Annotated in this window: 22 protein-coding genes and 1 pseudogene; 11 read left to right on the plus strand and 12 right to left on the minus strand. The window is 67.5% G+C overall.

Going from position 1 to position 24635, the window contains the following annotated elements; all coding sequences use genetic code 11:
* Positions 1-37: 37 nt before the first annotated feature.
* The 7 genes from ABZV44_RS38515 to ABZV44_RS38545 form a co-directional block, all read right to left on the minus strand.
* A complete protein-coding gene (locus ABZV44_RS38515) occupies positions 38-1717 on the minus strand; it encodes an ABC transporter ATP-binding protein (RefSeq protein ID WP_354847920.1) in 1680 nt (559 codons plus the stop codon).
* The gene (locus tag ABZV44_RS38520) at positions 1714-2625 is read right to left on the minus strand and encodes an ABC transporter permease (protein WP_354847922.1); all 912 of its coding nucleotides are present in this window, start codon (positions 2623-2625) and stop codon (positions 1714-1716) included. The genes ABZV44_RS38515 and ABZV44_RS38520 overlap by 4 nt, the downstream gene beginning before the upstream one ends.
* Positions 2622-3578: an ABC transporter permease gene (locus ABZV44_RS38525; protein ID WP_354847925.1), complete on the minus strand. Its 957-nt coding sequence runs from the start codon at positions 3576-3578 to the stop codon at positions 2622-2624. Before ABZV44_RS38525 ends, ABZV44_RS38520 begins: the two co-directional genes overlap by 4 nt.
* Positions 3579-3605: 27 nt before the next feature.
* The gene (locus ABZV44_RS38530) at positions 3606-5297 is read right to left on the minus strand and encodes an ABC transporter substrate-binding protein (RefSeq protein ID WP_354847928.1); all 1692 of its coding nucleotides are present in this window, start codon (positions 5295-5297) and stop codon (positions 3606-3608) included.
* A gap of 44 nt (positions 5298-5341) precedes the next feature.
* Positions 5342-6535 carry an acyl-CoA dehydrogenase family protein gene (locus ABZV44_RS38535; RefSeq protein ID WP_354847930.1) on the minus strand — a complete coding sequence of 398 codons (1194 nt, stop codon included), beginning with the start codon at positions 6533-6535 and terminating at the stop codon, positions 5342-5344.
* A 190-nt stretch (positions 6536-6725) separates the two neighbouring features.
* Positions 6726-8078, minus strand: coding sequence for an FAD-linked oxidase C-terminal domain-containing protein (locus ABZV44_RS38540; RefSeq protein ID WP_354847933.1), 1353 nt, complete (start codon positions 8076-8078; stop codon positions 6726-6728).
* 126 nt (positions 8079-8204) lie between these two features.
* Positions 8205-8696, minus strand: a complete 492-nt coding sequence (locus tag ABZV44_RS38545) for a cupin domain-containing protein (RefSeq protein ID WP_354847935.1) — start codon at positions 8694-8696, stop codon at positions 8205-8207.
* Between the two features lie 254 nt (positions 8697-8950).
* Here ABZV44_RS38545 and ABZV44_RS38550 point away from each other — a divergent pair, with 254 nt between their 5' ends.
* The 6 genes and pseudogenes from ABZV44_RS38550 to ABZV44_RS38575 all read left to right on the plus strand — a co-directional run.
* Positions 8951-9370 carry a hypothetical protein gene (locus ABZV44_RS38550; RefSeq protein ID WP_354847938.1) on the plus strand — a complete coding sequence of 140 codons (420 nt, stop codon included), beginning with the start codon at positions 8951-8953 and terminating at the stop codon, positions 9368-9370.
* Between the two features lie 123 nt (positions 9371-9493).
* Positions 9494-10399, plus strand: a complete 906-nt coding sequence (locus ABZV44_RS38555) for a sulfurtransferase (protein WP_354847940.1) — start codon at positions 9494-9496, stop codon at positions 10397-10399.
* Between the two features lie 20 nt (positions 10400-10419).
* The gene (locus ABZV44_RS38560) at positions 10420-11622 is read left to right on the plus strand and encodes a PLP-dependent aminotransferase family protein (RefSeq protein ID WP_354847943.1); all 1203 of its coding nucleotides are present in this window, start codon (positions 10420-10422) and stop codon (positions 11620-11622) included.
* Positions 11623-11748: 126 nt separating this feature from the next.
* A complete protein-coding gene (locus tag ABZV44_RS38565; protein WP_354847946.1) occupies positions 11749-11904 on the plus strand; it encodes a hypothetical protein in 156 nt (51 codons plus the stop codon).
* Entirely contained in the window at positions 11897-12598 is a 702-nt protein-coding gene (locus ABZV44_RS38570) for a hypothetical protein (RefSeq protein ID WP_354847949.1), read from the plus strand. Before ABZV44_RS38565 ends, ABZV44_RS38570 begins: the two co-directional genes overlap by 8 nt.
* A gap of 492 nt (positions 12599-13090) precedes the next feature.
* Positions 13091-13915: pseudogene (locus ABZV44_RS38575) on the plus strand (IS5 family transposase); the annotation flags it as partial.
* 8 nt (positions 13916-13923) lie between these two features.
* On the opposite strand, the gene ABZV44_RS38580 reads toward ABZV44_RS38575, so the two are convergent.
* The gene (locus ABZV44_RS38580; RefSeq protein WP_354847952.1) at positions 13924-15603 is read right to left on the minus strand and encodes an MFS transporter; all 1680 of its coding nucleotides are present in this window, start codon (positions 15601-15603) and stop codon (positions 13924-13926) included.
* Positions 15604-15856: 253 nt separating this feature from the next.
* Here ABZV44_RS38580 and ABZV44_RS38585 point away from each other — a divergent pair, with 253 nt between their 5' ends.
* Entirely contained in the window at positions 15857-16597 is a 741-nt protein-coding gene (locus ABZV44_RS38585) for a hypothetical protein (RefSeq protein WP_354847955.1), read from the plus strand.
* On the plus strand, positions 16594-17376 hold the full coding sequence (locus tag ABZV44_RS38590; protein WP_354847957.1) for a hypothetical protein: 783 nt from the start codon (positions 16594-16596) through the stop codon (positions 17374-17376). The genes ABZV44_RS38585 and ABZV44_RS38590 overlap by 4 nt, the downstream gene beginning before the upstream one ends.
* A gap of 7 nt (positions 17377-17383) precedes the next feature.
* On the opposite strand, the gene ABZV44_RS38595 is transcribed toward ABZV44_RS38590, so the two are convergent.
* Complete coding sequence (locus tag ABZV44_RS38595; protein WP_354847960.1) at positions 17384-18217, minus strand: IclR family transcriptional regulator; 834 nt, start codon at positions 18215-18217, stop codon at positions 17384-17386.
* Positions 18214-19293, minus strand: coding sequence for a flavin-dependent monooxygenase (locus ABZV44_RS38600; protein WP_354847963.1), 1080 nt, complete (start codon positions 19291-19293; stop codon positions 18214-18216). The genes ABZV44_RS38595 and ABZV44_RS38600 overlap by 4 nt, the downstream gene beginning before the upstream one ends.
* Before the next feature lie 272 nt (positions 19294-19565).
* Here ABZV44_RS38600 and ABZV44_RS38605 point away from each other — a divergent pair, with 272 nt between their 5' ends.
* Positions 19566-20855 carry an MBL fold metallo-hydrolase gene (locus ABZV44_RS38605; RefSeq protein ID WP_354847966.1) on the plus strand — a complete coding sequence of 430 codons (1290 nt, stop codon included), beginning with the start codon at positions 19566-19568 and terminating at the stop codon, positions 20853-20855.
* A 92-nt stretch (positions 20856-20947) separates the two neighbouring features.
* Here ABZV44_RS38605 and ABZV44_RS38610 read toward each other — a convergent pair whose 3' ends face one another.
* Complete coding sequence (locus ABZV44_RS38610) at positions 20948-21625, minus strand: DUF3159 domain-containing protein (RefSeq protein WP_354847968.1); 678 nt, start codon at positions 21623-21625, stop codon at positions 20948-20950.
* Positions 21622-22584, minus strand: a complete 963-nt coding sequence (locus tag ABZV44_RS38615) for a TauD/TfdA family dioxygenase (RefSeq protein WP_354847971.1) — start codon at positions 22582-22584, stop codon at positions 21622-21624. The genes ABZV44_RS38610 and ABZV44_RS38615 overlap by 4 nt, the downstream gene beginning before the upstream one ends.
* 138 nt (positions 22585-22722) lie before the next feature.
* Here ABZV44_RS38615 and ABZV44_RS38620 point away from each other — a divergent pair, with 138 nt between their 5' ends.
* Positions 22723-23238 (plus strand): TetR/AcrR family transcriptional regulator, encoded by a 516-nt coding sequence (locus ABZV44_RS38620; protein ID WP_354847973.1) that lies wholly within the window; start codon positions 22723-22725, stop codon positions 23236-23238.
* 459 nt (positions 23239-23697) lie between these two features.
* Positions 23698-24213 (plus strand): hypothetical protein, encoded by a 516-nt coding sequence (locus tag ABZV44_RS38625; RefSeq protein WP_354847976.1) that lies wholly within the window; start codon positions 23698-23700, stop codon positions 24211-24213.
* Positions 24214-24635: the final 422 nt, after the last annotated feature.

Here is a 24635-nt window from a genome sequence, read left to right on the forward strand (position 1 = left end):
TGTGGCTGCCTTTCAACGGGATTCGACATGGAACAGCTCAGGAGCGGGTATTCGGGCGGCGGCCCGGTATCGCCGCGAGCAGTTGGCGGGTGTACTCGCTGGACGGGTCACGGAAAACCGCTGCGGTCGCGCCGGATTCGACGACCCGCCCGCGATGGAAGACCGAGACGGTGTGCGCGAGCTGACCGACGACGGCGAGATCGTGCGAGACGAACAGGTAGGTCAGGCCGAGCCGCTGCTGCAGTTCGGCGAGCAGGGCGAGAATCTGCTGCTGCACCGACACATCCAGCGCCGAGACCGGTTCGTCGAGCAGCACCAGCTCGGGTTCGAGTGCCAGCGCCCGGGCGATCGCCACGCGTTGGCGCTGCCCACCCGACAGCTCCGCTGGTCGTCGGTCGAGGGCGGTACGGGGGAGCGCGACCTGGTCGAGCAGTTCGAGCGCCCGTGCCCGGCGGCTGTGCCGGTCGCCGAGCCGATAGGACACCAGCGGCTCGACGATGCTGTCGCCGACGCGGTATCGCGGATCGAGGGCGGCGAACGGGTTCTGGTGCACCAGCTGGAAGCGACGCCGCAGCGGTCGCAGGCTCCGCCAGCTCCGGCCGGTGATGTCGAGTCCGTCGAAACGCACTGTGCCGGAAGTCGGTTCGGTCAGGGCCGTGGCGATGCGTAACGCCGTGGTCTTGCCCGACCCGGACTCGCCTACCAGGGCGTGGGTGCGCCCGGCGGCCACGCGTACCGATACCTGATCGAGTGCGAGATGGTCCGCCGACGCGCCTCGCCCCGATCGATAGCGCTTGGTGATCGCATCGAGTTCGAGCAGTGAACGACCGGTCTCGGCCTCCTCAGCGGTGAGCGTGAATCGCGGTTCGAGCACGCCGCGGTGGGCCAGCGCGGGAGCGGCCGCGATGAGACGGCGCGTGTAGGGCTGCTCGGCGTCGCCGAGAATCCGTGCGGGCGTGCCCTCTTCGACGATGCGTCCGTGGCGCATCACCACCATCCGGTCGGCTCGGTCGGCGGCGACGGCCAGATCGTGGGTGATGATCAACAGCGCGGTGCCGCGGTCGCGGACCAGCGTTTGCAGATGGTCCAGGATGCGGGCCTGCACGGTGACGTCCAGAGCGCTGGTGGGCTCGTCGGCGATGAGCAGATCGGGTTCGCCGGCCAGTGCGATCGCGATGAGAACCCGCTGGCGTTGCCCGCCCGACAACTCGTGCGGGTAGCGGCGCAGGTGACGTTCGGGATCGTCGAGTCCGGCCGCGCGCAGGATGTCGAGTACCTCCGCGTCGCGTTGCCGGCCGCGTGGACCACGCAGCGCGACCGCCTCGGCGACCTGGTGCCCGATCCGCTGGGTCGGGTTGAGCCCGATCATGGGGTCCTGGGGGATCAGCCCCACGGTCGCGCCACGCAGGGGACGTACCACCTGCTCCGCGGCCGCGGTGATGTCGATCCCCGCCACTCGCACCGAACCGCCGGTGATGCGCGCACGATCCGGCAGCAGCCCGATGACAGCCTGTGCGACAGTGGTCTTGCCGGAGCCGGACTCGCCGACCAGCGCCACGATCTCGCCGCGTCGCACGCGCAGCGTGACATCGCGCACCGCGGGAGCCACCGCGCCGTCGCTGAGGTAACCCACACCGAGCCCGTCGATGTCGACGAGGTCGGTCGCCGGCGTCGGCGGTGTGGCCGACGGTGTCCGCGGATGGATGGTCCGGGTCATCGGGTGCGCTCCTGCAAGGTCATGGCGATGTGATTGAGCGAGAGCACCGTCACGGCGATGACCGCACCGGGCAGCAGGGACACCCACGGCGCGGTCACCAGGAAATTGCGGCCACCCGAGACCAGCGACCCCCATTCGGCCTGCGGTGGCGCCGCACCGAATCCGAGGAAACTCAGGGCCGCCACCGCGATGATCGCGGTGCCGACATCCAGCACCGACAACGCCAGCACCGGTCCCCACGAGTTCGGCAGCACATGTCGCACCACGACACGCAGCCAGGAGCCGCCGCCGGCCCGCGCGGCCTCCACATAGGGCAGCGATCTGACGCGCAGCACCTCCGAGCGGGTGGTGCGGGCGAAACCGGGCACGATCGCAATGCCGACCGCTATCGCCACCGGGACGGTGCCGAAACCCAGGGCGGTGACGATCGCCAGCGCGGACAGCAGACCGGGAATGGCCAGCAGTACATCGACCCCGCGCATGAACACGGCATCGGCAAGACCGCCGAGGAAACCCGACAGCAGCCCCACCGCCAGACCGGTCACCAGGGCGATGCCGACCGCGATGAGCGCGGCCTGCACGGTGAGAGAGGAGCCGTACAGGGTGCGCGACCACAGGTCGCGGCCGACACTGTCGGTCCCGAAAAGATGCGCCGCACTGGGGGACCGCAGCCGCTCGGCCGGGTCGGTGGCATAGGGATCGGCAGAGGTGAATGTCGCGGGTCGGAAGGCGGAGACGAGAACGAATCCGACGACGGCACTCGCGGCCAGAAACCCGGGACGCCGCAGCAGGCGCACGGCGTCGCGACGGAATCGCCGGCCGCCGAGGGCAATTGGCCGACCTTCGAGCAGGACTGCGCCCTCGGTCAGGACCGGGTCGTCCAGTCCGTCCGCTTCCGGATCTGTCATGTCAGCTCCCGTGACCGTGTGTGCGTGATCCGGGGATCCAGCAGCGGATACAGCAGATCGACGAGCAGGTTCACCGCCACGAACCCAGCGGCCGCGATCACCACGATGGCCAGCACCACCGGAATGTCCTTCGCCAGCACCGCTTCCTGCGCCAACCGGCCGATGCCGTTGCGGTTGAACACCGTCTCGACCACGATCGCGCTGGTCACGGTGGTGCCGACGAGCAGTCCGAGAATCGTGAGCGCGGGCAGCGCGGCATTGCGGAAGGCGTGCCGCAACTGCACCTGCCCGCGCGAGAGGCCCTTGGCCCGGGCGGTGACGATGTACTGCTCGCCCAGCGTGTCCTCGAAGCTGCGGGTCAACACCTGCGCCAGCTGGGCGGCGGGCGGGATCGCCATGGTGATCACCGGCAGCACCAGTGCGCGCGGACCGCCGTTGCCCAGGGAGGGGAGCCAGCCCAGTTGAAACGCGAACAGCTGAATGAGAATCAGCGCCACCAGGAACGAGGGCACCGCGACCCCGAGCGCGGGCAACCGGCTCAACAGTGCCCGCCCCGGACGGAAACGGACCAGCGCCGCCAGATAGGCCACCGCGGTGCCCGCGACGACCGCCAGCAGTCCGGCCAGGGCGCTCAGGACCAGCGTCCCGCTGAGCCTGTCGCCGATCAGGTCACCGACCGGGACCTGTTTGGCGATCGAGGTGCCGAAGTTTCCGTGCAGCGCCCCGGTCAGCGCGGAGAGATACTGATCGGCCACCGGCCGATCGAGCCCGTATTTCGCTTCGGCGGCCGCGAGTTGTTGCGGGGTCAGCGAATCCGGCTGGATGCCGGCCGCCCCGAGTTGGATCTCGACGGGATCGCTGGGCAGTAGATACAGCACCACGAAGGTGGCCGTGAAGGCCGCCCACAGCACCACCGCCGCCTGCGCGACCCGTCCTGCGACATATCGGATCATGATGTCGTCCTCGTTCGACGTCGCGGACTAGGGCTGGATCCAGGTGTCATCGAGCGCCAGGAAACTCTCGGAGGTGAATCGGAATCCGTTGACCTGGTTCCTGATTCCGGCGTACTGCTGCCGTTCGAACAACGGGAAGGTGACCCCGTTGTCGATGAGCACGTTCTGCAGATCGGCGTAGATACCGCGGCGGCGGGTCTCGTCGGTGGTCTGCAGTGCCTGGGCGAACAGATCCCGCACCCGCGCCGCGACAGCGGGCTGCTGGGCATTGCGGGCCAGCGCCTTGGAATTGGCCAGTTGCTCGACGAGCAGGAACTGGAGTGCGCCGGGGTCGGCGCGGGTGAGATAGCCTTCGATCAGGTCGTATTGGCCGGCGGCGACGAGTCCGGCCCGTTCCGCGTCGGTGATGACCTTCAGCTGCAGATCTATGCCCGCCTTGCGCAACTGATCCTGGAACAACTCCGCGCCCGGACTGGCCGCGGTGACCAGCTCGGTCAGCGCCAGCCGCTTGCCGTCCTTGGCCCGGTACTGGTCGCCGGGCGCGATGCGCCAACCGGCGGCGTCGAGAAGGCGTGCGGCCTCGGCCGGGTCGTAGGTCAGCTTGGCGGCTTGTGAGGAGAAATACGGGGTCGTGGCATCGAAGGGGCCGCCTACCACAGGGTAGTCCGCGCCGAAAATGGTGGCAGCGTAGGTCTTCGCATCGATCGCCCGGTAGAGCGCCTTGCGGACCGCGTCGTCGGCCAGCGGGTGTCCCTCGGACACGTTCGGGTACAGCGTGTAGGAGACTCCGGGCAGTGGACGGGACCGCAGGTAGGACCCGGAACGGGAGATCAGCTGCCGATCCTCGGCGCTGAACGGGTTACGTGGCCAGGCGATATCGATCTGACCGCTCACCAGATTCCCGGTGCGCACGGAATCCTCGGCGATATAGCTCGCCTCGACCTTGTCGAGGTAGGCCTCGCCGTTGTTCTTGCTCAGTGCCGACGGCCAGTGGTAGCCGGTGCGCCGGCTCAGCGAAACACTCTGTGCGGGTGCGTATTTGTCCAGCACGAACAAGCCGGACCCCGCAATCTGGCCCTGGCAGCGCTGCTGCGGCGTCTTGGCGAACGATGCGGGTGACAGCAGCGCCAGATTGGTCGTCGACGTCGCCTGCAAGAACGAGGAATTCGGCTGCGAGAAATGGAATTTGACGGTCTTGGTGTCCAGGACCTGCGTGGACTCGAGCCCGACGATATAGCTCGCGCCGTAGGCGGTGCCGTTACTGGACCGCGCGAGATCGGAGAAGGCGTCGAAGTTGGTCTTCACCGCCGCGGCGTCCAGGGGCGCGCCGTCGGAGAAGGTGACTCCGTCGCGCAGGGTGAAGGTGTAGTCGCGACCATCGGGGCTGATCTGCCAACCGGTGGCCAGCCACGGCACGATCTCGCCGGTGTCGGGGTTCTGATCGGTGAGCGAGTCGGCGAAATTCCGGATCAGCGAACGGCTTTCGATCCAATACACCTGGAACGGGTCGATGCACGGAAAGGCGGCGTTGTCCGGCCAGAACGCAATGCGCAGGGTGCCGCCGCGCACCGGGTCCTTGCCCTCACCGGAGGGACCGCCGGCCGATCCGCCAGCGCCACACGCGCTCGCGACGAGCGCCGAGGTCAGTGCGACGACCGAAGCCGTGAGCCGCCATCGGCGCGTGCGGCGGGCAGGGGCCGGCGAAACAGAATGCGACATGGGGTGATTCCTCGGGGGATGACGGAGATGAAGCGGGGGAGCGGTCAGTGGGCAGCGGACAGCACGGCGCGGCCGGTGGCCAGCAGCGCGGAGTCTTCCTGCGGCGGATGGACTCGGACGCACAGCACATCGCGCAGGTGCCGTTCGAGCGGATGGTGACGGGTCAGCGCCGCATTGCCGAGCGCCGCGACCGCGGCCTGCACAGCCGCGATCGCCGAGCGGGCGATGAGCACCTTGACCGCCGGTAGCCGCTGCGCGAGTTCGGGTTCGGCGGCCAGTCGGAGCAGGGTGCCGAACAGCAGCGATTCGGCGGCGACGAGCTGCGTCTCGATCTCACCGGCCACGACCTGGATGCGCTCGGTCTCAGCGATCGGCCGGCCCAGCGCCGTCGGCACCCGGGTACGGGCGAACTCGGCGAACGCGTCCCGGGCGGCGCGCGCCACCCCGACATACAGCGCGGCGTGGCCGAGGACCGCCGGATTGGCGGTGGTCGCCGGATCACGGTAGACGCCGTCCACCAGCGGAATCTCCTGGAAGTGCGATGCCGGCACCACGACATCGGCATAACTCACGTCGTGCGTGTTCGACGCCCGCAATCCGAGATGATCCCAGGTGTCGTGCCAGGTGATGCCGTCCGCGTCCGCCGGGACCAGAAAATGGCCCACCCGGGGCGGCGTCTCGTCGGTGACGGCCCACACGATGTGATAGGCCAGGGCCGGGCCGCCGGTGGCGAAGGTCTTGCGCCCGTTGATGACCCAGCCCGCGGGAGTGCGGCGCGCCACGGTCGCGGGCAGGCCACCGCGGGCCGGGGCACCGAGCTCGGGCTCGGCGCGGATCGCATTGAGCAGGACCGGGCCGTCCAGCGACCGGCGCACCAGCTCCGCGTATACGTCGTCGGGCCAAGCGCCGGTAGCGGTCTGGAGCTGATGCGCCTGCAGATTGTTGGCGGCGATGAGCGCCACCGACGCATCGCCCGCACCGAGCGCGGCCAGGATGCGGGCCACCTCGAGGGGGTCCGATTCGGGTCCGCCGTACCGGGCCGCGACGGTGGCGGTGAGATAGCCGCCCCGATGCGCGGCCAGTAATCCGGCCGTGGGAACCTCGCCGCTACGATCGTATTCCGCGGCGGTGGCAGCGACTTTCGTGGTAAGCGCGGCCAGCGCGACGGCCGACGTATCCGGGACCGTCAGCCGCGGATATTCCGTGAGCGCTGGGCGGTCGGTCCGAACCTCGGGCATGGCAGTCCTTTCACGGTGAGACGAGTGCTGTTGTGCGCGAAGCAATTCGATTGCGCGTGCGCGACGCCATGCTATGAGTCCGGTGCCGGTGGAAAAAGAGTTCGAATCAGGGGATCGAATTAGTTCTCCGATAGCGACCGATAGCCGAAAACAGCGCTCCGTATTCGGTTCTCGGAGCACGGAAAGGTTGTCAGAATACTTTTCCGGGATTGAACAGCCCGCCCGGATCGACGGCCCGACGGATCACCCGCTGCACCCGCAGCGCGTCGGGCCCCAGTTCGCGGGCCAACCAATCCCGTTTCAACAGGCCGACACCGTGCTCACCGGTGATCGTGCCGCCCAATTCCAATGCGGTGGAGAAGATCTCGTCGGCCGCCGCCTGCGCGCGCTCGCCTGCCCCGGGGTCGTGGGCGGGGACGACGATGATCGGATGGAGGTTGCCGTCACCCGCGTGACCGAAGGTGTGGATGCGGCTGTCGTACTGCCGGGCGATCGCGGAGATGCGCTGGGTGGCCTGCGCTATGCGTGAGCGCGGAACGGCGATGTCCTCGATGAGCACGCGACCGTGCCGTTCCAATGCCGGCAGCGCTGCCCGGCGAACCGCCAGGAGATTTTCGGCGGCACCGGGATCCGCCTCGGCCGAGACGCGGGAGGTGAAGCGGGCGAAGCAGGACTCCACGACGGCGGCCTCGGCATCCGCGCCGAAACCGTCGGTCTGCGCGACCACGAAGGCGCCCGCCTCCTGCCCCTGGTGGCCCAGCAGATCCTGGGCCTCCCGCAGCGAGTCGGCATCGAGCAGCTCCAGCATGGCGGGCCGGACCCGGGCCGCCAGGACCTCGGCCGTCGCCGCGGCGGCGGTCTCCACGTCGTCGAAGTATGCCGCGACGGTCACGGTCCGCACCGGGACCGGCTGCAGGCGCACGGTCGCGGACACGATCACGCCGAGAGTGCCCTCCGAACCGGTGAACAGGCTCGTCAGGTCCAGTCCCGCAACACCTTTCGCGGTCCTGCGCCCGGTGTGGATCAGTGTGCCATCGGCCAGCACCACGCTCAGGCCCAATACCGAATCACCGGTCACGCCGTACTTCACGCACCGCAGGCCACCGGCGTTGGTGGCGATATTGCCGCCGATGGTCGAGATCGCGGTACTCGCCGGATCCGGTGCGTAGCGCAGTCCGATGCGAGCGGCCGCGGCATCGAGGGTCGCGGCCGGAACCCCGGCCTCGACGACCGCCAGCTCATCGGCCGCCGAAAGCTCCAGAATCCGGTCCAGTCCGGAGACATCCAGGACCAGCGTCCCGGCACCCGCGGCGGCACCGCCTGCCAGGCCGGTCCCGGCTCCCCGCACGACCACCGACAGCCCTTCCCGGGCCGCGAAGGTGATTGCGCGCTGGACGTCGGCGACATCCGCGGCTCTGATCAGTACGTCGGGGTCGCCCGCGACGGCGTGACCGGATCTGTCGCGCTTTGCGGTCGCCGGTATGTCCGCTCCGGTGAACACCGCGCCCGTGAACGATTCTGCCTCCGGGCGAGCCACGGTCATCTCGGGCTTCCTCCTGTCCGATGGGAACGCGCCCGGCATGATGCGGGCAAGAATCCATCATGTCCGGGCGGCCTTACTCGCGGCGCTCACGAACGATCGGAATACCCGATGGGACCCCATCACCGCCTAGGGATGCGGGTGAATCGGGTCCACCCAGTGCACGGTCTCCGGCGCCTCGACCGGTTCGATATCGAGGTTGACGACGACCGCCTCGCTGTCACTGCGGACCAGGACACACTCCAGTGGTTCCTCAGTGCTGGCGTTGATCTCCTGATGCGGGACATAGGGCGGGACGAAGATGAAATCGCCCGGCTCGGCCTCGGCGACGAACTCCAGCCGCTCGCCCCACCGCATCCGGGCACGACCACGGATGACGTAGATGATGCTCTCCAGCTCGCCGTGATGGTGCGCGCCGGTCTTGGCATTCGGGTGAATCGTGACGGTTCCGGCCCAGATCCGCTGGGCGCCCACCCGGGCCGCGTCGATCGCCGCTGCCCGGTTCATGCCCGGCGTTTGCGCTGTGTTCGGGTCGAGCTGGCCGGATTTGATCACCCGGACCCCGTGTTCGCGCCACTCGGTGACTGATCTCGAATCCTCTTGCCGCCCATGTGTTGCCATACGCCTGCCCTCTTTCTCGGTTCGATTCCACAGTAAGACCGGTCGTGGTGGTGAAGGCCACGACACGATCGTTCAGTCTTTGCCGGCGTTCGCCGAGGGTTCGGCTCGAGATGTGGGCAATTCCGGCGAAGGATAATGGTCGGACGGAAGTCCAGTTCGAGTGTGGGTGTGCCCAAAGCACTTCCGACGTGTTGGAACGAGTCGTTCCAGGACACGCCGTCGGCTGTTTGTTCGACTGACGGATGGTCGAAGGCATGGCGTCGGTCGCGATCGACCGCAATATCGGGCGGATCGTAGGGGTTCGGGCTCGGTTCCTCAGCGACGTCGAGGTGGCGCCACTGCCGTTGACGATGAGTGAGATCACCATTGCGGTCGATCTGCTGCAGGAGGTCCTGCGCGCCAGGATCAACCTCGAGCAGCATCGCCGGAACTCCTTCAACGACTTGCTGATCCTCGCCACGGCGCTGCGATGGGGCCTTCGGCTCAAGACCGGCGACAGGCTGCTGCTCGAACTGGCGCTGCGGGCGGGAATGATCCAGACCGACGACGCCAGCGGAGTCGCGAGCCTGATTCCGCCGGCCGCTACCGCCGGTACCCCGCCCTCGTACGAGTCGAAGCGCTACATCAATTCTCGATGGCGGGCGCGGCGTCCGGCGGGCCGTCCGCGGTCCTGACATGACGGTGGCACAGTGCTCGACCGCGCGGCACGGGGCGATCCGATTCCGATTCCGCTGAGTGCAAGGATTCACCGCTGTGGCCGTGTCTGTTTCGCTGGAACGCGAGAGAGGAGCCATGCCATGACCATTCGCACCGATGTGCTTCGCGCCGACATCCTGATCACCGCCGAACAGCTGGCGGAACGGGTCGAGGCCGGTGAGGCGATCACTATCCTCGACGTGCGCTGGCAGCTCGATCGTCCCGACGGTCGGGCCGATCATGCGCTCGGGCACATCCCCGGCGCGGTGTATGTGGACCTCGAGGGCGAACTGTCCGATCACTCGATCTCCGGGCACGGTCGCCATCCGCTGCCGAGCGGGGCGGCGGTGCAGGCGGCGGCGCGCCGCTGGGGTCTGCGATCCGGCGTTCCGGTTGTGGTGTACGACAACTGGAATCGAGCCGGCTCGGCGCGTGCCTGGTGGGTGCTGCGTGCCGCGGGCATCCACGACGTCCGCATTCTCGATGGCGGGCTGCCGGCCTGGCGCGCGGCCGGGTTGCCGATCGCAGACGGCATCGAGAATCCGGTCCCCGGCGATGTCCGAGTCCTCCACGACGATCTCCACGATGGTGAACTGCCGACACTCACGGTCATCGAGGCCGCGGCCCTCCCCGATCGTGGGGTGCTGCTCGACGCGCGTGCCCCCGAGCGCTTCAGCGGCGCCGCCGAACCGGTCGACCCCGTCGCCGGACACATCCCCGGCGCACGCAACCTGCCCAGCGGATCGTTGCTCGATGACACCGGATTCTTCCGTCCCGCAGTGGAACTCGAGCAACGCTTCGGTGCGGTCGGAGCGGCAGACGCATCGGTGGTCGGGGTGTACTGCGGGTCCGGGGTGACCGCGGCGGTCGATATCGCGGCACTGGCCGTTCTCGGGATCGGCGCCGCCCTGTTTCCGGGCTCATGGTCCCAATGGAGTGCCAATCCGGCGCTTCCCGTTGCCGCCGGATCGTCCACCGCTCACGGCGAGGACGATTCGCGGTCTTAAGGTTTCGAAGGAGTTGCTCGATGACCGGCACACTCGATCAGTTCGACACCAGCACTCTGCTCTCCGCGCTCGGTGCGCGGGAATCCCCGATCGGCGGTTTCGGTCCACCGGCCACCGGGGTCGTGCCGGATGCTATCCGCCTGCTCGGCGGGGTTCCCGCCGACGAGGCCCTGCCCACCGCTCAGTTGGCTCGCGCCTATCGCGAGGTGCTCGAAGATCGTGCCGAATCGGCTGCGGCACTGCAGTATTCGGTGGTCAACGGTATCGAGTCGCTGCGTTCCTGGATCGGTGCGCGTGAGAATGTCGATCCTGTCCGTGTCCTGGTGACCAACGGGGCCTTGCACGGATTGAGCCTGCTGTTCTCCGCGCTGCTGAATCCTGGTGACAGTGTGGCCGTGGAGCGGCCCAGCTTCCCGCTGGCGGTGCGGGTGCTGGGACATCATGGCGCACAGGTGGTTACGGTGTCCAGCACCGACGGTCACCTCGATCTCGACGACCTCGAGCAGCGACTGCGGGGAGGGCTGCACATCAAGCTGCTCTACCTCATCCCCGATTTCCAGAACCCCACCGGAACAACGCTGCCGGCGCCGGATCGGGTCCGTGTGGTCGCGTTGGCGGAGCGGTACGGATTCGTGGTGGTCTCCGACAATCCCTACCGGGATCTGCGCTTCGCCGGCGAGACCATCGAAGACCTCAGCCTCGACAGCGATCACGTCGTGCGGGTCAACACCTTCTCCAAAACGCTGGGACCGGGTCTGCGGCTGGGCTGGATCGCCGCGCCTGCCTGGCTGGTGCCGGTCCTGGCGCGCCTGCGTGGCAATGTCGATCAGCACAGCTCGCTGCTCGGCCAGACCGCCGTCGCGCGGCTGCTGCACACCCCCGGTGTGCTCGACGACATCCTGGTCACCGCGCGCGAGATCTACCGCACCCGTGCTGCAGCACTGACCGACGCCTTGCGTGCCACCTTGGCCGACGCCGTTGAATTCACCGACCCCGACGGCGGAATCTTCCTGTGGCTCAAGGTCACCGACCCCACCGTGGATCTGACGGCTGTGCAGACGCGAGCCCGCGCTCTGGGCACCGACTTCGCCCTGGGCCGCTACTTCGACCCGGCCGGTGCGGTCGCGTTCACCGATCATCTGCGGCTGGGCTTCAGCAACAACACCCCCGACGACCTCCGTACCGCGGTCGACCGCATCGCCGAAGCATTCACGCAGCGCTGACAGCAGGAGCCGCGATCATTTCCTCGGTGCCGGCCGTCCAGAAGCCGGACGGGCTCCTCGGTATCCATATCAGTATGCCCGGTACCGTACCGCCGGATATCCTGTGGGGTCTGCTCGGATACTGTTGTGTCAAACGCGATTTTAAAATCGGTCGGCCACGGCGAGGGCGTCGGCGAGTTCGCGGCGGGAGGCGATCCCGAGCTTCGCGAAGTCCTTGTGCAACTGCCATTTGACCGTGCGTCCGCCGAGGAACAGCTGCCCGCCGATCTCGGGGTTGGTTGATCCGGCCGTTACGGGCGTGCTGCGCGATGAGCGTCTCCTGTGCGGTGAGCGTTTCGGTCTGTTCGGTGCCGAGTTGGCGGACCCGTTCACCGGTGGGCAGCAACTCATGGCGGGCGCGCTCGGCGAAGGCACCCATACCCATTGCAGCGAGCATCTCGTAGGCGATTCGCAGCCGGGCCCAGGGATCGACGCGGCCGCCGATCCGGCGCAGCCATTCCCCGTAGAGCAGGTGTGCACGAGCGAGTTCGGGTCGCAGACAGGTCCGGCCGAGCCGGTCGACGGCTTCCCGATCCAGCGCGTCGGCGGCCTCGCCACCACTCGCGAGCGCCGGGAACGAGCCAGCAGGCACAGGCCGGCCTCCGTTGTTGACCCATCACAGGCTAGGGATGCGGGTGAATGCGGGCCGGCCCAGGCATCGGATCGCCACCGGATCGCGGACAAGGGATACGACTACCCCAGCGTGTATTCCGAGCTGCGGCAACGACATATCACCGGCTACATCGCGCGCCGCGGCACCCGCGACAAGGTCACCGCCGGCCGCTGGATCGTCGAACAATCCTTTGCCCTGCTCTACCAGTACCAGCGGCCGACTATCCGATGGGAACGACGCACCGACATCCACCACGGATTCCCCGACCTCGCAGCACTGATCTGCTGGCGACCGCTCGGCAACCGAACCCATAGGAGCTCATAGGCGAAACTCCTTCAACGACTTGCTGATCCTCGCCGCCACACTGTGATGGGGTCTTGAGTTCAAGACTGACGATCGGCTGCTGCTCGAGCCTGCCTTGGGACAGAATGACCCAGACCAGCTATACCAGCGGGGTCGCCAGCCCGAGACCTCCTGTCCACACCACCGGTAAGTCCGGTTCGCTCAAGTCCAAGCGCTACATCAGTTCCCGGTGGCGGCCACGACGTCCGGGAGGACTGCCGCCCTGACTTCGGTTTGCGAGATGATCTCGCGTGTGAGTTCGGTGTCTGGTTGGGTGGCAGCATAGAAATCATGGTGATCGGAATTCTGTTGATTCGAAAGTAGTTCGGGATGAGGGAGGATCAAGACAAACTTCAGGAATCGTGCATGAATTCTTTCCGATCCGAAGGGGCGGTTCTCGGGCTCGGTGGCTCTAGGTCCTGTCTCCCAGTGAGGTAAATCGGTCGGCCCCATCGTCGGGGCCGGTGGTGCATCATGTTCGCCGTGGCGACCGCGATCGATGATCGGTACCAGGTTCTGACCGGCAAGCAGTGGGAACTGCTGGAGTTGCTGCTGCCGGAATCGCAAGGCCACGTGGGCCGTAACTTCGCCAACAACCGCCTGGTCGTGGAAGGCATGCTGAATCGGCTGCGGACCAGCCTGCCGTGGCGGGATCTGCCCGAGCATTTCGGGCCGTGGCAGACGGTGTGGAAACGCCACCGCCGCTATGCCGGTGACGGCACCTGGGATCGGGTGCTGACCGCGCTGCTCGCTTTGGCCGACACCACCGGTGACCTGGACTGGGTCGTGTCGGTCGACTCGACGATCGTGCGGGCCCACCAGCACGCCGCCGGCGCGGCCACCGACTCGGTGTCGGGGCTATGAACCCGCCGACCACGTGATCGGTCGTTCCCGCGGCGGGCTGACGACCAAGATCCACCTGGCCACCGACGGCGCCGGTCGAGGTTTGGCGGTGCTGATCACGCCCGGTCAAACCAACGATTCACCATTGTTGGCACCGTTGTTGCAGGAGGTGGCGGTGCCGCGCCTGGAGGGTGGGCCGCCGCGACGCAACCCGGATGTGGTGATAGCCGACCGCGCCTACTCCGCCGCGTCGAACCGGACCCTGTTGCGCCGCAAACGAATCCAGGCCGTGATCCCGAACGCTCCGATCAGGTCGCCAACCGCAAGCGCAAAGGCCGCGCGGGTGGCCGGGCGCCGAGCTTCGACGCGCAGCTCTACAAGCGGCGCAATGTCATCGAACGCGCCTTCAACAAGGCCGAGCACTGGCGGGCGGTCGCCACGCGCTACGACAAGCTCGCGACCACCTACCGCGCCGGATTCGTCCTGGCCCTCGTCGTCGAGTGGCTCAAATCAGTGGGAGACGCAACCTCGTGGGTGAATGCGCCGCCGGTGGCCGGGGTGCGGCCGTGTTTCATGACCAGTGCGATCACGAGGGCGCACACGGCCGCTGCGGCGCCGAACCAGAAGCCGAGTTCGTATCCCCTATCGGCGAAGACATTCGGAACTGTGCTGTCCTGCGGTGGCCGTCCGGCGATGCTGACGCTGGCGGAGATGGGGTTGGCGCTGACGAAGGCGGTGATGACTGCAGTTCCGATCGCAGTGCTCAGGCTCTGGGTTGCGCCGAGCATGCCGCCGCTGATGCCCTGCTGTTCCGGGGGTACCGCCTCCACCATGAGGATAGGCATGCAGGCGTAGTAGAGACCCAGAGCGGCACCGAATCCCAAGCTGGAGAGAGCGAAAACCGGCCAGGTGTGCGGCAATACGGCCAACGCGACCGTGGTGAGGGCGAAGAGCGTCAGTGCCGCCAGGAGCGGCAGGCGAGCGCCTACCCGTCGGGCCAGGAGTCCGGCGACGATTCCGAACAGCATCGCCACCAGCCCTTGACCCAACCCGATTCGTAGCGCGAACTGCATGAGTGAAAGGCCGTCGCCGTAGTGGTAGCCCGGGGTGAGGACTACATGAACCAGTTCAGGTGGGAGGAGCCGTCCAGTCGATTGGGCGACTCGGTCCAGGGTGCGCGACACGATCGTCGTCTCGAGCTCGGATTGCGGAGGAGTCTGCACCATGTAGGCGACCGCGTAACTGTGCACGCCGACCAGGCAGGCGGCGAACACCGCGGTGAGCAGCACCAGGCTGACCCGCGGCGAGAACAACAAGCGCATGTCCATCAGCGGCGTGCGCGTCCGCAATTCCACGACCACGAAGAGCGCCAGTGCCGCAAGGCCCCCGATCAGCCACGCGAGGGTGGTGGGCTCGCTCCAGCCCCACTCGTTGCCCTTGGACACATACAGCAGCGCCGAGGCCGTGCCGCCGGACAGCAGCGCCGCTCCGGTGAGATCGACGCCGCCGCGCGCCCGTAGCTTCGACTCGGGGACCACGAACGCCACCAGTGGCGTCATGACGGCCACGAATGCGAACAGCACCCAGAACATCGCCCGCCAGCTGTGCTGATCTACCAAGTACCCGGCCAGGACCGGCGCCACGGCGGCGGAGAATCCCAGACCGGTGGCCGAGATACCGAGCCCGATCGGAACGTACTTGTGCGGCAAGAGATCCCGGATCAATCCGTAGGCGACGATCGCCATTCCGGCGGCCGTGGCCTGCAGGCACCGGCCGGCCAGGAATACTGCCCAGCTGTCGGTGGTCGCGGACAGTAGACAGCCGGCGGCGAACACCACACCGGCGATGAGGAAGATCCGCTTCTTGCCCCAGATGTCGCTGAGTTTGCCGATGACGGGCGACGCCGAAGCCCCGATCAAGCCGAACACGATCAGAGACCAGGTGATGTTGGGCCCCGCCTGCGGAAACGACGGTGCGATCTTCTGCAGGGCGGCCGACACCATGGTGAACTGGATGGGCGCGACCTCGGTGTAGAGGACGATGATCGCCAGCACCGCGGCGATCCGCAGCCGTGACGACTCGTCGAGCCGGCCGGTGTCGGAGCCGGGTACGTCGGCGGCGCCGACGGTGGAAGTTGTTGACATTGCACCTTCTTCGTCAGAGGCGTTAGAGCCTCCGCCAGGGTGCATGCGAATTCCGCTGCTTCAGCTCTGGTTTCGGTGAGTGGAACGGTCGGGTGGCGCCGCTGGCTTCCGGCTCGGGCCGCGGCTCGCTCGGATGCCACTCACCGACATCGAGGTGGGACTCCTGCCCGCAGCCCGCTAACTTGCGTTCGGTCGCAGTGACCGCTCTCACATTCCATTGGCTGAATGAATGATTTGGCTTCAGAGGAACACCATGAATTCACGCAGGACGACGTCCGCTCTCGCCGCCTTCACCTCCGTCGCCGTCTTCGGCGGCCTGGCGACCTCCGTCAGTGCCTCGGCGACGCCCCCGGCCGCCGCTCCGACACCGGCGGTATCGTATTCGGCACAGCCGACCGGAGATTCGGTCACCACCACCCTCGATGGCGGGACCTTTGCGCTGTCGCCTGAGGGGACCTCGGTGCTCATCCGAGACGTTGCCGGGCAGATCCTGGACGCGCTGCCATCGGCGTTGCGGTGGGACGGGCGGCAGATCGGGATCGATCAGCGGATCTCCGCCGACGGCCGGTCGCTGGTCTCCACGCCGGACTGGGATGCGCTGCGTCATCAGGACATTCGGCCCGTCGCGGCCCCACTCGAGAATCAGCTCGCGATGAACGACCTCATCAATTCGGTGAGCATCGGCACCTCGATCGGCAGCTTGATCGGCACCGCGATCGGCGCGGTGATCGGGGTGGGCGTCGGATTCGCGGTCGCGGGGGCGTCTTGCCTGGTCTTGACTCTCGGGTGCGCGCTGGTCGTGCTGCCGGTCGTCACCCTCGTCGGTGGTGTCGGCGGGTTGGTCGGGCTGGCGGTCGGTGGCGGCCCCACCACGGCAGCGGCATTGTTCGATTACTTCACGGTGCTGCGGGCCAATCCGGGCGAGAGCAAGTACGCGCCGTACCTTCCCAACCGCTCCCAACCCGCCCCGAGCGCACCCGAGGAGACCCGATGACCGCCCGGCACAACGGAATCGCTTCGCTCAGCGTGGCGGGCCTCGCGGCGCTGATGGGTGCCGGTGGCGTGGTCGCGGCAGGGCCCGGGCGCGCCGACGCCGGTCCGCCGGTCCACTACACGGTCAGCGCCGCCGGCGATTCTGTCCGGGCCTTCCTGGACGGCGGTGCCTTTGCTGTGGCCGCCGACGGGGAGTCGATCGAGGTGCGCGACAACGCGGGACTGGCGATCGACGCGATCCCGCTGACGGTGTTTCTCGGCGAGGAGCGCGTGCCCATGACCCAGCACATCGACAGCGAAAACCGAACGCTCACATTGACTCCCGACGTCAGTGGTGTTCCGGCCGCAGCGCTACAGCCGATCGGGTCACCGATCGAGAATCAGCTCGCGCTCACCGATCTGGCCAATAACCTCAGCCGGGGGCCGCTCATCGGCACCGCCATCGGGATGGCGGTGGGCGCGGTGATCGGCGGTGTGCTGGGGCTGAGCACCTGCGCGGTGGTGGGCCCGGCCTGCGTGGCGACAGTACCGGCCGCGGTGTTGGTCTTCTCCGGAGCGGGCGGGCTGGCGGGAACGTTGGTGGGCGGTGGCGCGGGGCTCATCGACGGGGTGCGCAAGTACCTGATCACCCTGCAATCTGCGCCCGGCGAAAGTCCCTACGCGCACAACGGATTGGTCGACCCGGACGGCACGGGGGTCCCCGATGCGATCCTCCGGGTCCCCAGCGGATCCTCCAGTGGGCTGCGCAGCGGATCCTCGGGCGGGTCCTCTCACCGCTGACCGGTTCTCACAGCAGGACGTCGTCATCGAGCAGCGCCAGCACCCGCACGACCAGCGCGTCGGCGGGCGCCGATGACGACGCCTGGGTGCCGTCCGGGTCCAGCCGCGACGACACCCGCCGGGCCGCTTCGACGACTAGCGGGGCGAGCCGTTCGACGGTGGTGGCAGTGCCGGGGGTGCTCACCCCGAGCGCGCCGCAGATGCCGTCGGCGCCGCGGATGACCATTGCGACGCCGTAGATTCCGGGCAGATGCTCACCGCTGTCGAACGCCAGCCCGCGGCGGGCGCGGATTCGGCGCAGCTCCGCGTACAGCACCGGCAGACTTGTGATGGTGGCGGGCGTGCACGGCCGCAGTCGCCCGGCCAGCGTTGTCTCGGCTTCCTCCGGGTCGATACCCGCGAGCAGTGCTTTTCCCAGGGCGGTCGCATGGGCGGGCACGCGGTGCCCGACACCCACGACCGAGGCCGCCGGGAGGCGGGTGATCCGGTCGAGAAACACGACCTCATCGAAGTCGAGAACGCCGAGATACGCTGTCGCTCCGGTGGATGCGTGCAGTTCCTCGAGCGCCGGAAGAGCCGCGACGCGCAGATCCGCGTTGGAGTCGTGGCCGCCGCCCAGCCGCAGGGCGCGTGGCCCCAGACCGTACCCGCCGGGACGCTGGCGCAGCCAGCCCAGCACGGCCAGCTGCTCGAGGATGCGGTAGCAGCTCGACCGCGGCAGTCCGGTGTGCGCGACGACTTCGTCGAGCCGCATGCGCATCGACCGATCGTCGAACAGGTCGAGGATGAGGGTCATGCGTTCGAGCATCGACTGCGGCGGGCCTTCGGTTCTCGGGTTCATACGATCACCATGTCGTCGCCGACGGCGAGTCCGAATGCCCATCGGCCGTAGAGCCTCAGGGCCGGTTCGGGCTGATTGACCAGGTGGGCCGCCGCGGTGCTGACATCCCGCCAGACGCGCTCGATGCTCGCGCCCTCGCGAATGGCTTCCGCCCCTGCTACCCGCCGCAGCGATTCGAGCGCGGCCAGTGCGCGCTCGATGGCCCGTGCCTGGTCACGCCGCGTGCGCAGCCTCAGTTCCGTTGTGAGCACGTTGCCGGCGGCGACCGCGACAGCCGCTTCACACGCGTCCCGTTCCAATTGCAAGATCGACGCGTCGATTTCGGCCAATCCGTGCGCCACTGTCACCTGCACCGTGGGATCGGTGACCGAGCGCGCACCCGCCAGACTGAATGCCGCGCGTTGACCCATGCGGTCCAAGTACTGCTCGAACGCACCCTGAACCGCACCGATCACCGGCATGCACGCGGCCAGACTGTAGATGATCGCAAGTGGGTACTGGCCTGGGGAAGGCTCCGAGCCGACCATGTCAGCACCGGCAGGTTGCGAAGCGGTGTGGACCAGATGCGCCGGGACGAACACCCGATGTGCCGTTACCCACCTGCTGCCCGTACCGCGCAGGCCGATGGTGTTCCAGTGGTCGCCGAGGGCGAGCTCCGCACGCGGCACGACAGCGGTCGCAAGGCCAACCGGAGCTCCGTCCGGCCCGGTTGTCAACGCCGTCAGCGCGGCCCACGCGCAATGCTCGATCGCGGGCACGTTCGGCCACTGACCTTCCAGTAGGTACCCGCCCACCGTTGAGGTCAGCCGCCCGGCGGGCGCGTGCGAAGCGGTCACCAGTGTATTCGGCGCCGATCCCCACACCTCCTGTCGCGCATGCGGTTCCAGCAACGCGACATGGCAGGATGCCGCACCCAGCATCGCGGCCACCCAGCCGGTCGACGGGCAGGCCGCCGCCAGGGTGCGCACCGCGTCGAAGAACCCGACCGGGTCCGCGGACCCGTGCTCGGCGGACGAGTACAGCAGTGTGAACAGCCCGGTCTCGACCATCGCCGCGATCACCGCCGGATGCGCCACGCGATCGTGTTCGGCGTGGTTGGCGTGCTCGCGCACCATCGGTGTGAGCGCCGCGATGGTGGCCGATACCGCCTCGCGTCTGTCAGTGACCGCACCCGCCGCCGAGCGCGTCCGAGATCGGGACTCGGTGGCGGCGCCCCACGCGTGGGATGGATGCGCCACCGGTGTCGTTCCGCTCAACGAAATCGCCTGTCTTCCATCGGTTTCCCGCCCCTACCTTCGGCTGTGTCCCGCGGCGGTGATGCCGCATCCCCCAGAGAGGAGTTCATCGCATGACCCAGGCACAGCCAGTTCCGGAGCACACGACAGCCGCCGGTGAGTCGGCATTCATCGGATTCGCGGTGGAACAGATGACCCACCTGTTCTCCCGCGGCCACGGTCCCGCCGGCGAAGCGGAGATCATCCAGGCCGCGCCAGGCACCTACTACATTCGGCCCGGGGTGGCCAATATCGCGGTGTTCGAGACCGACGAGGGTCTTCTCATGGTCGATACCGGGCTCGCGGGCGACGGGCCGGAACTGCTTCGGGCAGTGCGGTCGATCTCCGACAAGCCGCTGCACACCATCGTCTACACCCACGGGCACGTCGATCACGCATTCGGCCACTGGGCATTCCTCGAGGCCGGTGAGACACCGCGGATCGTCGCGCACGAGAACCTGATCGGGCACTTCGACCGTTATATGAAGACGCCGGGCCTGAACGCGGTCATCAACAAACAACAGTCCGGCACCGAGGACAAGTCCTGGCCCGCCGAACGCACCGATTTCCTCTGGCCGACCGAGACCTACCGCGACACACTGGAACTCACCCTGGGCGGGGAACGATTCGTGATCCGGCACGGCAAGGGGGAAACCGACGACTGCTCGTGGGTGTGGGCGCCCGAGCGCGGCGTCATCGCCGCTGGTGATCTCGTCACCGGCTATCTGCCCAACGCGGGCAATCCCCGCAAGGTGCAGCGTTATGCCGAGGAATGGGCCGATGCCGCCGCCGAAATGGCGGCTTTGCAGCCTGAGGTGATCATTCCCGGTCACGGCACCCTGGTTATCGGCGCCGCTGCCATCCAGGACGAATTGCACTCGATCACAGCGTATCTGCGCCACATCGTCGACCACACGCTGGCCGGACTGAACGCGGGCGCCCTGCACGACGAGATCGTCGAGACGCTGCGGATCCCCGACCACCTGGCCTCCCACCCTCGACTCCCGGCCATCTACGACAAGCCGGAATTCATCTGCCGCAACGTGATTCGTCGCTACAGTGGCTGGTGGGACGGCCATTTGGCCAACCTGCTGCCAGCGCCCGAGCGCGACCAGGCCTTCGAATACGCCGCGCTGGCGGGTGGCGCGGACCGGCTTGCTGCACGAGCCCGCGAGCTCTCCGCGTCCAACATCCGGCTGGCCTGCCATCTGGCCGAGACGGCGTTCCACGCCGATCCCGATGACCCCGCCATTCAGTCCGTCTACGTCGAGATCTTCGCTCGCCGTGCCGAAATCGAGCCGGCGTTGATGGCCAAGGTGATCTTCAGCGAGGTGCACCTGCGGGTCGAGGCACGCCGGCACTAGCCCGGCGCCGAGAGCCCGCCCGTGCCGCCACCACCTCGGCCGGTGGTGGCGGCACGGGCGTGTGTTCGGAATATCTTGCGTCGTCATGGCTGTCACTCGTTCGTGTGCTGCGATCGCGATCGCTGGATCTGCAACCAGGACACTGCCGCCAGCGCGACCGCGGCAGGCTTGCCCAGCACCATCACCGCCAAGCTCAGAGCGGCGACGTTGTTCGCCAGATAGAGCGGTACGAGCACCAGTACGTGCACGATCCAGTTCGCGAACCACATGCCGGTTATGCGCCGATGCAGCCGCAGTCGCTCCACGGTCATCTCTCCGGCCGGTTCGAAGCCCGCCTTGAGGCAGATCCACCAGCTGGCGGGCCGGCGGCTGAGCAGACTGGTCCCGAAAACGAGGGCGAGCGCAATACAGCGGATCACGGTGGTCAGGAAGAAGTCTCGGCCCTCACCGGTGAACTGGACGATCAGCGAGTGGATGAATACTGCGATCACCGACGCGGTGACGACCTTGACCGAGTCGCCCCGCACCAGGCGTACGAGGGCCAGTCCGGCCGCCGCGATGATCGCGGCGGCGATCCCGGCGTCCGCACCGGCGAGCTGATATCCGAGGAGAAACGCCACCGCTGGGGCGAAGGCGTCGAGGCTGCGTTGGAATCCGTTGAGCTGCTTGAATTGCGCAAGGATTTGCGTTGCGGCCGAGTTCGTTCGACCGGGATGGTCGATATCGGGTCTTCCGGTCGATGTCGGCTCATCGGTGCGGGCGGGGCTCATCGGTGCGGGCGGGTTCCGGCGATGGACGCGCGTTCCATCACCCGGATGGCGGGCCAGTAGTCGCTGGAGGCGTAGTGCTGGACCGCGCGGTTGTCCCAGAACGCCACGGTGTGCGGCTCCCAGCGCAGCCGGACTTGGTGCTCGGGGTAGTCGGCCTGGCGGCACAGCCGGTCGAGCAGTGCGGCCCCTTCCTCGCGGTCCATGCCGTCGATCTGCTCGACGAAGATCCGGTTGACGTACAGGTGACGCTTGCCGGTTTCGGGGTGCGAAGCGACGATCGGGTGTGCGACCTGTGGATGTACGGCGCGCATGGCGTCGCGCTTGTCCTCTGGCAACGAGTGTCCGAACGCCCGGCTGAAGTCGTGGACGGCATCGCGCCCGTCGACGAGGGTGCGGGTCTCCTCATCGAGCGAGTCGTAGGCGGCGTGCATATCGGAGAACAGGGTGTCGCCGCCGAGGGCGGGAACTTCGAGGGCGTGCAGGATGGCGCCCGCCGACGGCTGCTCACGCCAGGTGACGTCGTGGTGCCAGCTGTTCTCGAATCCGCTGACCTGGGCACTCTTCTGGAAGCGGACCAGTTCGAGATGATCTGTGTTGGATGGGATGAAAGGGTGGATCTCGAGCTCGCCGAAGCGCCTCGCGAATTGCACGTGCTGGGTGGAGGTCATGGGCTGCTCGCGGAAGAAGAGCACCTTGTAGTCGCGCAGCGCCTGCGCCAGCTCGGCGACTACTTCGTCGGGGAGGTCGGTGGTGAGATCGACCCCCGAAATCTCCGCGCCCAGTGTGGATCCCACCTGTACGGCGTCGAAATTCTGCCACCGGAGCTCGACCAGCCGGTCCCGTTCAGCGGCGAGATGGGTGAACGGGCCGGAGATCAAGGGCGAGCCCGGCATCGGCACCGGGCGGACGTCGAGCGCGGCGGCGGGTTCCTTGTCGGCAACCACGATGGTTTCGGTCATGAGGGATTCCTCCTGGGTGAACTGCGTGAACCCGGACTGTAGTCGCTCGACTACACCTGGGGTCGCTAGTGTAGTCATGTGACTACAAATGCGGCAAGCAAGTCCGCGATCGAGGCGGGCCCGGTCGGACGTGACGAGGTGATTGCGGCGGTGTTGACCAGCGCTGCCGACCTGTTCGCCGAGCGCGGCCCTGCGGCTACGAGCATCCGCGACATCGCCGTGCGCGCGGGGGTCAACCACGGTCTGGTCTTCCGGCACTTCGGCGGCAAGGACAAACTGGTGGCCGCGGAGCTGAACCACCTGGGGTCCGAATTGATGTCGCTCGATGCCGACCAGCCGCTGACCGCGGCGGACCCGCGCTGGCAGCGTCACTGGATCGTGTTGGCGCGCTGCATACTCGACGGCTTCGACGTCGGCGCGCTGCAGCAGCAATTCCCTGTCATGTCGCTGCTGCTCGACCAGGCACGACAGCATCATCCCGATGAGCGATCGGCTGCGCTGGCGGTCGCGAACGTCGCCGCGCTCGAACTCGGTTGGCGGCTGTTCGGATCGTTCCTGCGCGCGTCCACCGGCTCGGGCGACGTCTCCGAGGCGGAACTGCAACCGTTCATCGACAGCGAGGCCGTCCGGATGCTGCGCGCCGAGCGCGAATGACCGACCCTGATCGGCAGCCCTCGGCCATGCTGGGGCGACTGACCTTCCTGGCCGCGGCAGCTGTCGCCGCGCCCACGGCGTCGATCTCCGGGCTTCTCCGCGTCACAGGACGCGACATTTGCGCTGTTTCCTGGCGTGGGAGCGGCAGACGCCTCTGCCCCTCCGGGCGGATGGCGAAGCCCCTCCATGTCGAAGATCACCCGGATCGATCGAGTGTCACCCGACGGCAAGCATCACTCGTCCACCATCTCCGAGAGGACTCCCACGCATGAGGATCAGCAACCGAAGCATTCCTCAGAGTCACCACGATGGACTGCCCCGGAAGGCGCGACCCGCCGGCAATTCATCACCGGGGCCACGGCACTGTCAGCGACAGGGCTCCTGTCAGCCGGGTGCTCTTCCGAATCAGCCCCGGGACACCAGCCGGACGCTTCCGAAGTGGTTCCGAAGAATCCATGGTTGACCAACTCCGAGTATCCGATCACTCACTTCGATTCCGCAGCAACGGATTCCACCCCTGCAGCCGGGCCCACGGTCAGCAAGCAGTTGACGGGTTCGGATGTGAAGGTCGTGTCCAGCACCTATTGCTCCAACCCGACCATCAAATACAGCGGCCGCGACCGCGTCGTGTACGCGCCGACCATGTACGGCATTCAGAAGATACTGGCGACCGGAGACGCATTCGAGCCCATCGACTTCCTCCCGTACCCGTTCTCGGAGGAGGCGCTCGAGAACAACGTCCTCACAGACGAGACGGGCATCTATGCCATCACGTCCCGCAGAATGCTCGAGCTCGTCTGGACCGGATCCCGCCTCTCGAATGCCGAGAACGACGGCGGCTGGGAGGCGACTACGACTGTGGCCCGCTGGCCGTTCCCGGACGACAGCCGCAAATGCTGTGGCGCCCCAACGTATGCGGCGATGAAGACTCATCGACTGGAGAAGAAGCATCGGGCACTACCCGCCGACGGCTGACGCGGCAGAGGAGACCGATGACCACGGGAGTGATCACGCCTCGACCGGCGATCGATTGTGCTGCGGAGTGAAGCCTCGTCCCGTACCGGACGAGGCTTCAGCCCTGGTCCGCTGAGATAGCGGCCGCGTATCGGACGCGCCAACTGCGACCCTACCGCCACACCGTCACCACATCCGGCAACCGGGCCGCAGATGATCGCGGGATCGATACGGCCCGAACAAGCCAGTGCCGCATCGGGTTTGCTCAGCATCGGACAGCAATTCGCCGCCGCGCTCGGCATCACGGTCGTCGGCATCCTGTTCCTCGGTTGGGCCGGAGGCGATCTGGCCGCCGCGGCCACCGCAATGGCTGGCATCCTGACCTGCTGCATCGCGGTGATCGCGATCCTGCTCCGGCTGCTGCGCAAATGCCGACCGGGTCC

The sequence above is a fragment of the Nocardia sp. NPDC004860 genome (assembly GCF_040609015.1).
In the GTDB taxonomy this organism is placed as follows: Bacteria; Actinomycetota; Actinomycetes; order Mycobacteriales; family Mycobacteriaceae; genus Nocardia.

Bases quoted from the DNA above. Each gene is read 5' to 3' on its own strand.
- ABZV44_RS38515 (WP_354847920.1), bottom strand. From the start codon at position 1,717: ATGACCCGGACCATCCATCCGCGGACACCGTCGGCCACACCGCCGACG.
- ABZV44_RS38520 (WP_354847922.1), bottom strand. From the start codon at position 2,625: ATGACAGATCCGGAAGCGGACGGACTGGACGACCCGGTCCTGACCGAG.
- ABZV44_RS38525 (WP_354847925.1), bottom strand. From the start codon at position 3,578: ATGATCCGATATGTCGCAGGACGGGTCGCGCAGGCGGCGGTGGTGCTG.
- ABZV44_RS38530 (WP_354847928.1), bottom strand. From the start codon at position 5,297: ATGTCGCATTCTGTTTCGCCGGCCCCTGCCCGCCGCACGCGCCGATGG.
- ABZV44_RS38535 (WP_354847930.1), bottom strand. From the start codon at position 6,535: ATGCCCGAGGTTCGGACCGACCGCCCAGCGCTCACGGAATATCCGCGG.
- ABZV44_RS38540 (WP_354847933.1), bottom strand. From the start codon at position 8,078: ATGACCGTGGCTCGCCCGGAGGCAGAATCGTTCACGGGCGCGGTGTTC.
- ABZV44_RS38545 (WP_354847935.1), bottom strand. From the start codon at position 8,696: ATGGCAACACATGGGCGGCAAGAGGATTCGAGATCAGTCACCGAGTGG.
- ABZV44_RS38550 (WP_354847938.1), top strand. From the start codon at position 8,951: ATGGCGTCGGTCGCGATCGACCGCAATATCGGGCGGATCGTAGGGGTT.
- ABZV44_RS38555 (WP_354847940.1), top strand. From the start codon at position 9,494: ATGACCATTCGCACCGATGTGCTTCGCGCCGACATCCTGATCACCGCC.
- ABZV44_RS38560 (WP_354847943.1), top strand. From the start codon at position 10,420: ATGACCGGCACACTCGATCAGTTCGACACCAGCACTCTGCTCTCCGCG.
- ABZV44_RS38580 (WP_354847952.1), bottom strand. From the start codon at position 15,603: ATGTCAACAACTTCCACCGTCGGCGCCGCCGACGTACCCGGCTCCGAC.
- ABZV44_RS38585 (WP_354847955.1), top strand. From the start codon at position 15,857: ATGAATTCACGCAGGACGACGTCCGCTCTCGCCGCCTTCACCTCCGTC.
- ABZV44_RS38590 (WP_354847957.1), top strand. From the start codon at position 16,594: ATGACCGCCCGGCACAACGGAATCGCTTCGCTCAGCGTGGCGGGCCTC.
- ABZV44_RS38595 (WP_354847960.1), bottom strand. From the start codon at position 18,217: ATGAACCCGAGAACCGAAGGCCCGCCGCAGTCGATGCTCGAACGCATG.
- ABZV44_RS38605 (WP_354847966.1), top strand. From the start codon at position 19,566: ATGACCCAGGCACAGCCAGTTCCGGAGCACACGACAGCCGCCGGTGAG.
- ABZV44_RS38610 (WP_354847968.1), bottom strand. From the start codon at position 21,625: ATGAGCCCCGCCCGCACCGATGAGCCGACATCGACCGGAAGACCCGAT.
- ABZV44_RS38615 (WP_354847971.1), bottom strand. From the start codon at position 22,584: ATGACCGAAACCATCGTGGTTGCCGACAAGGAACCCGCCGCCGCGCTC.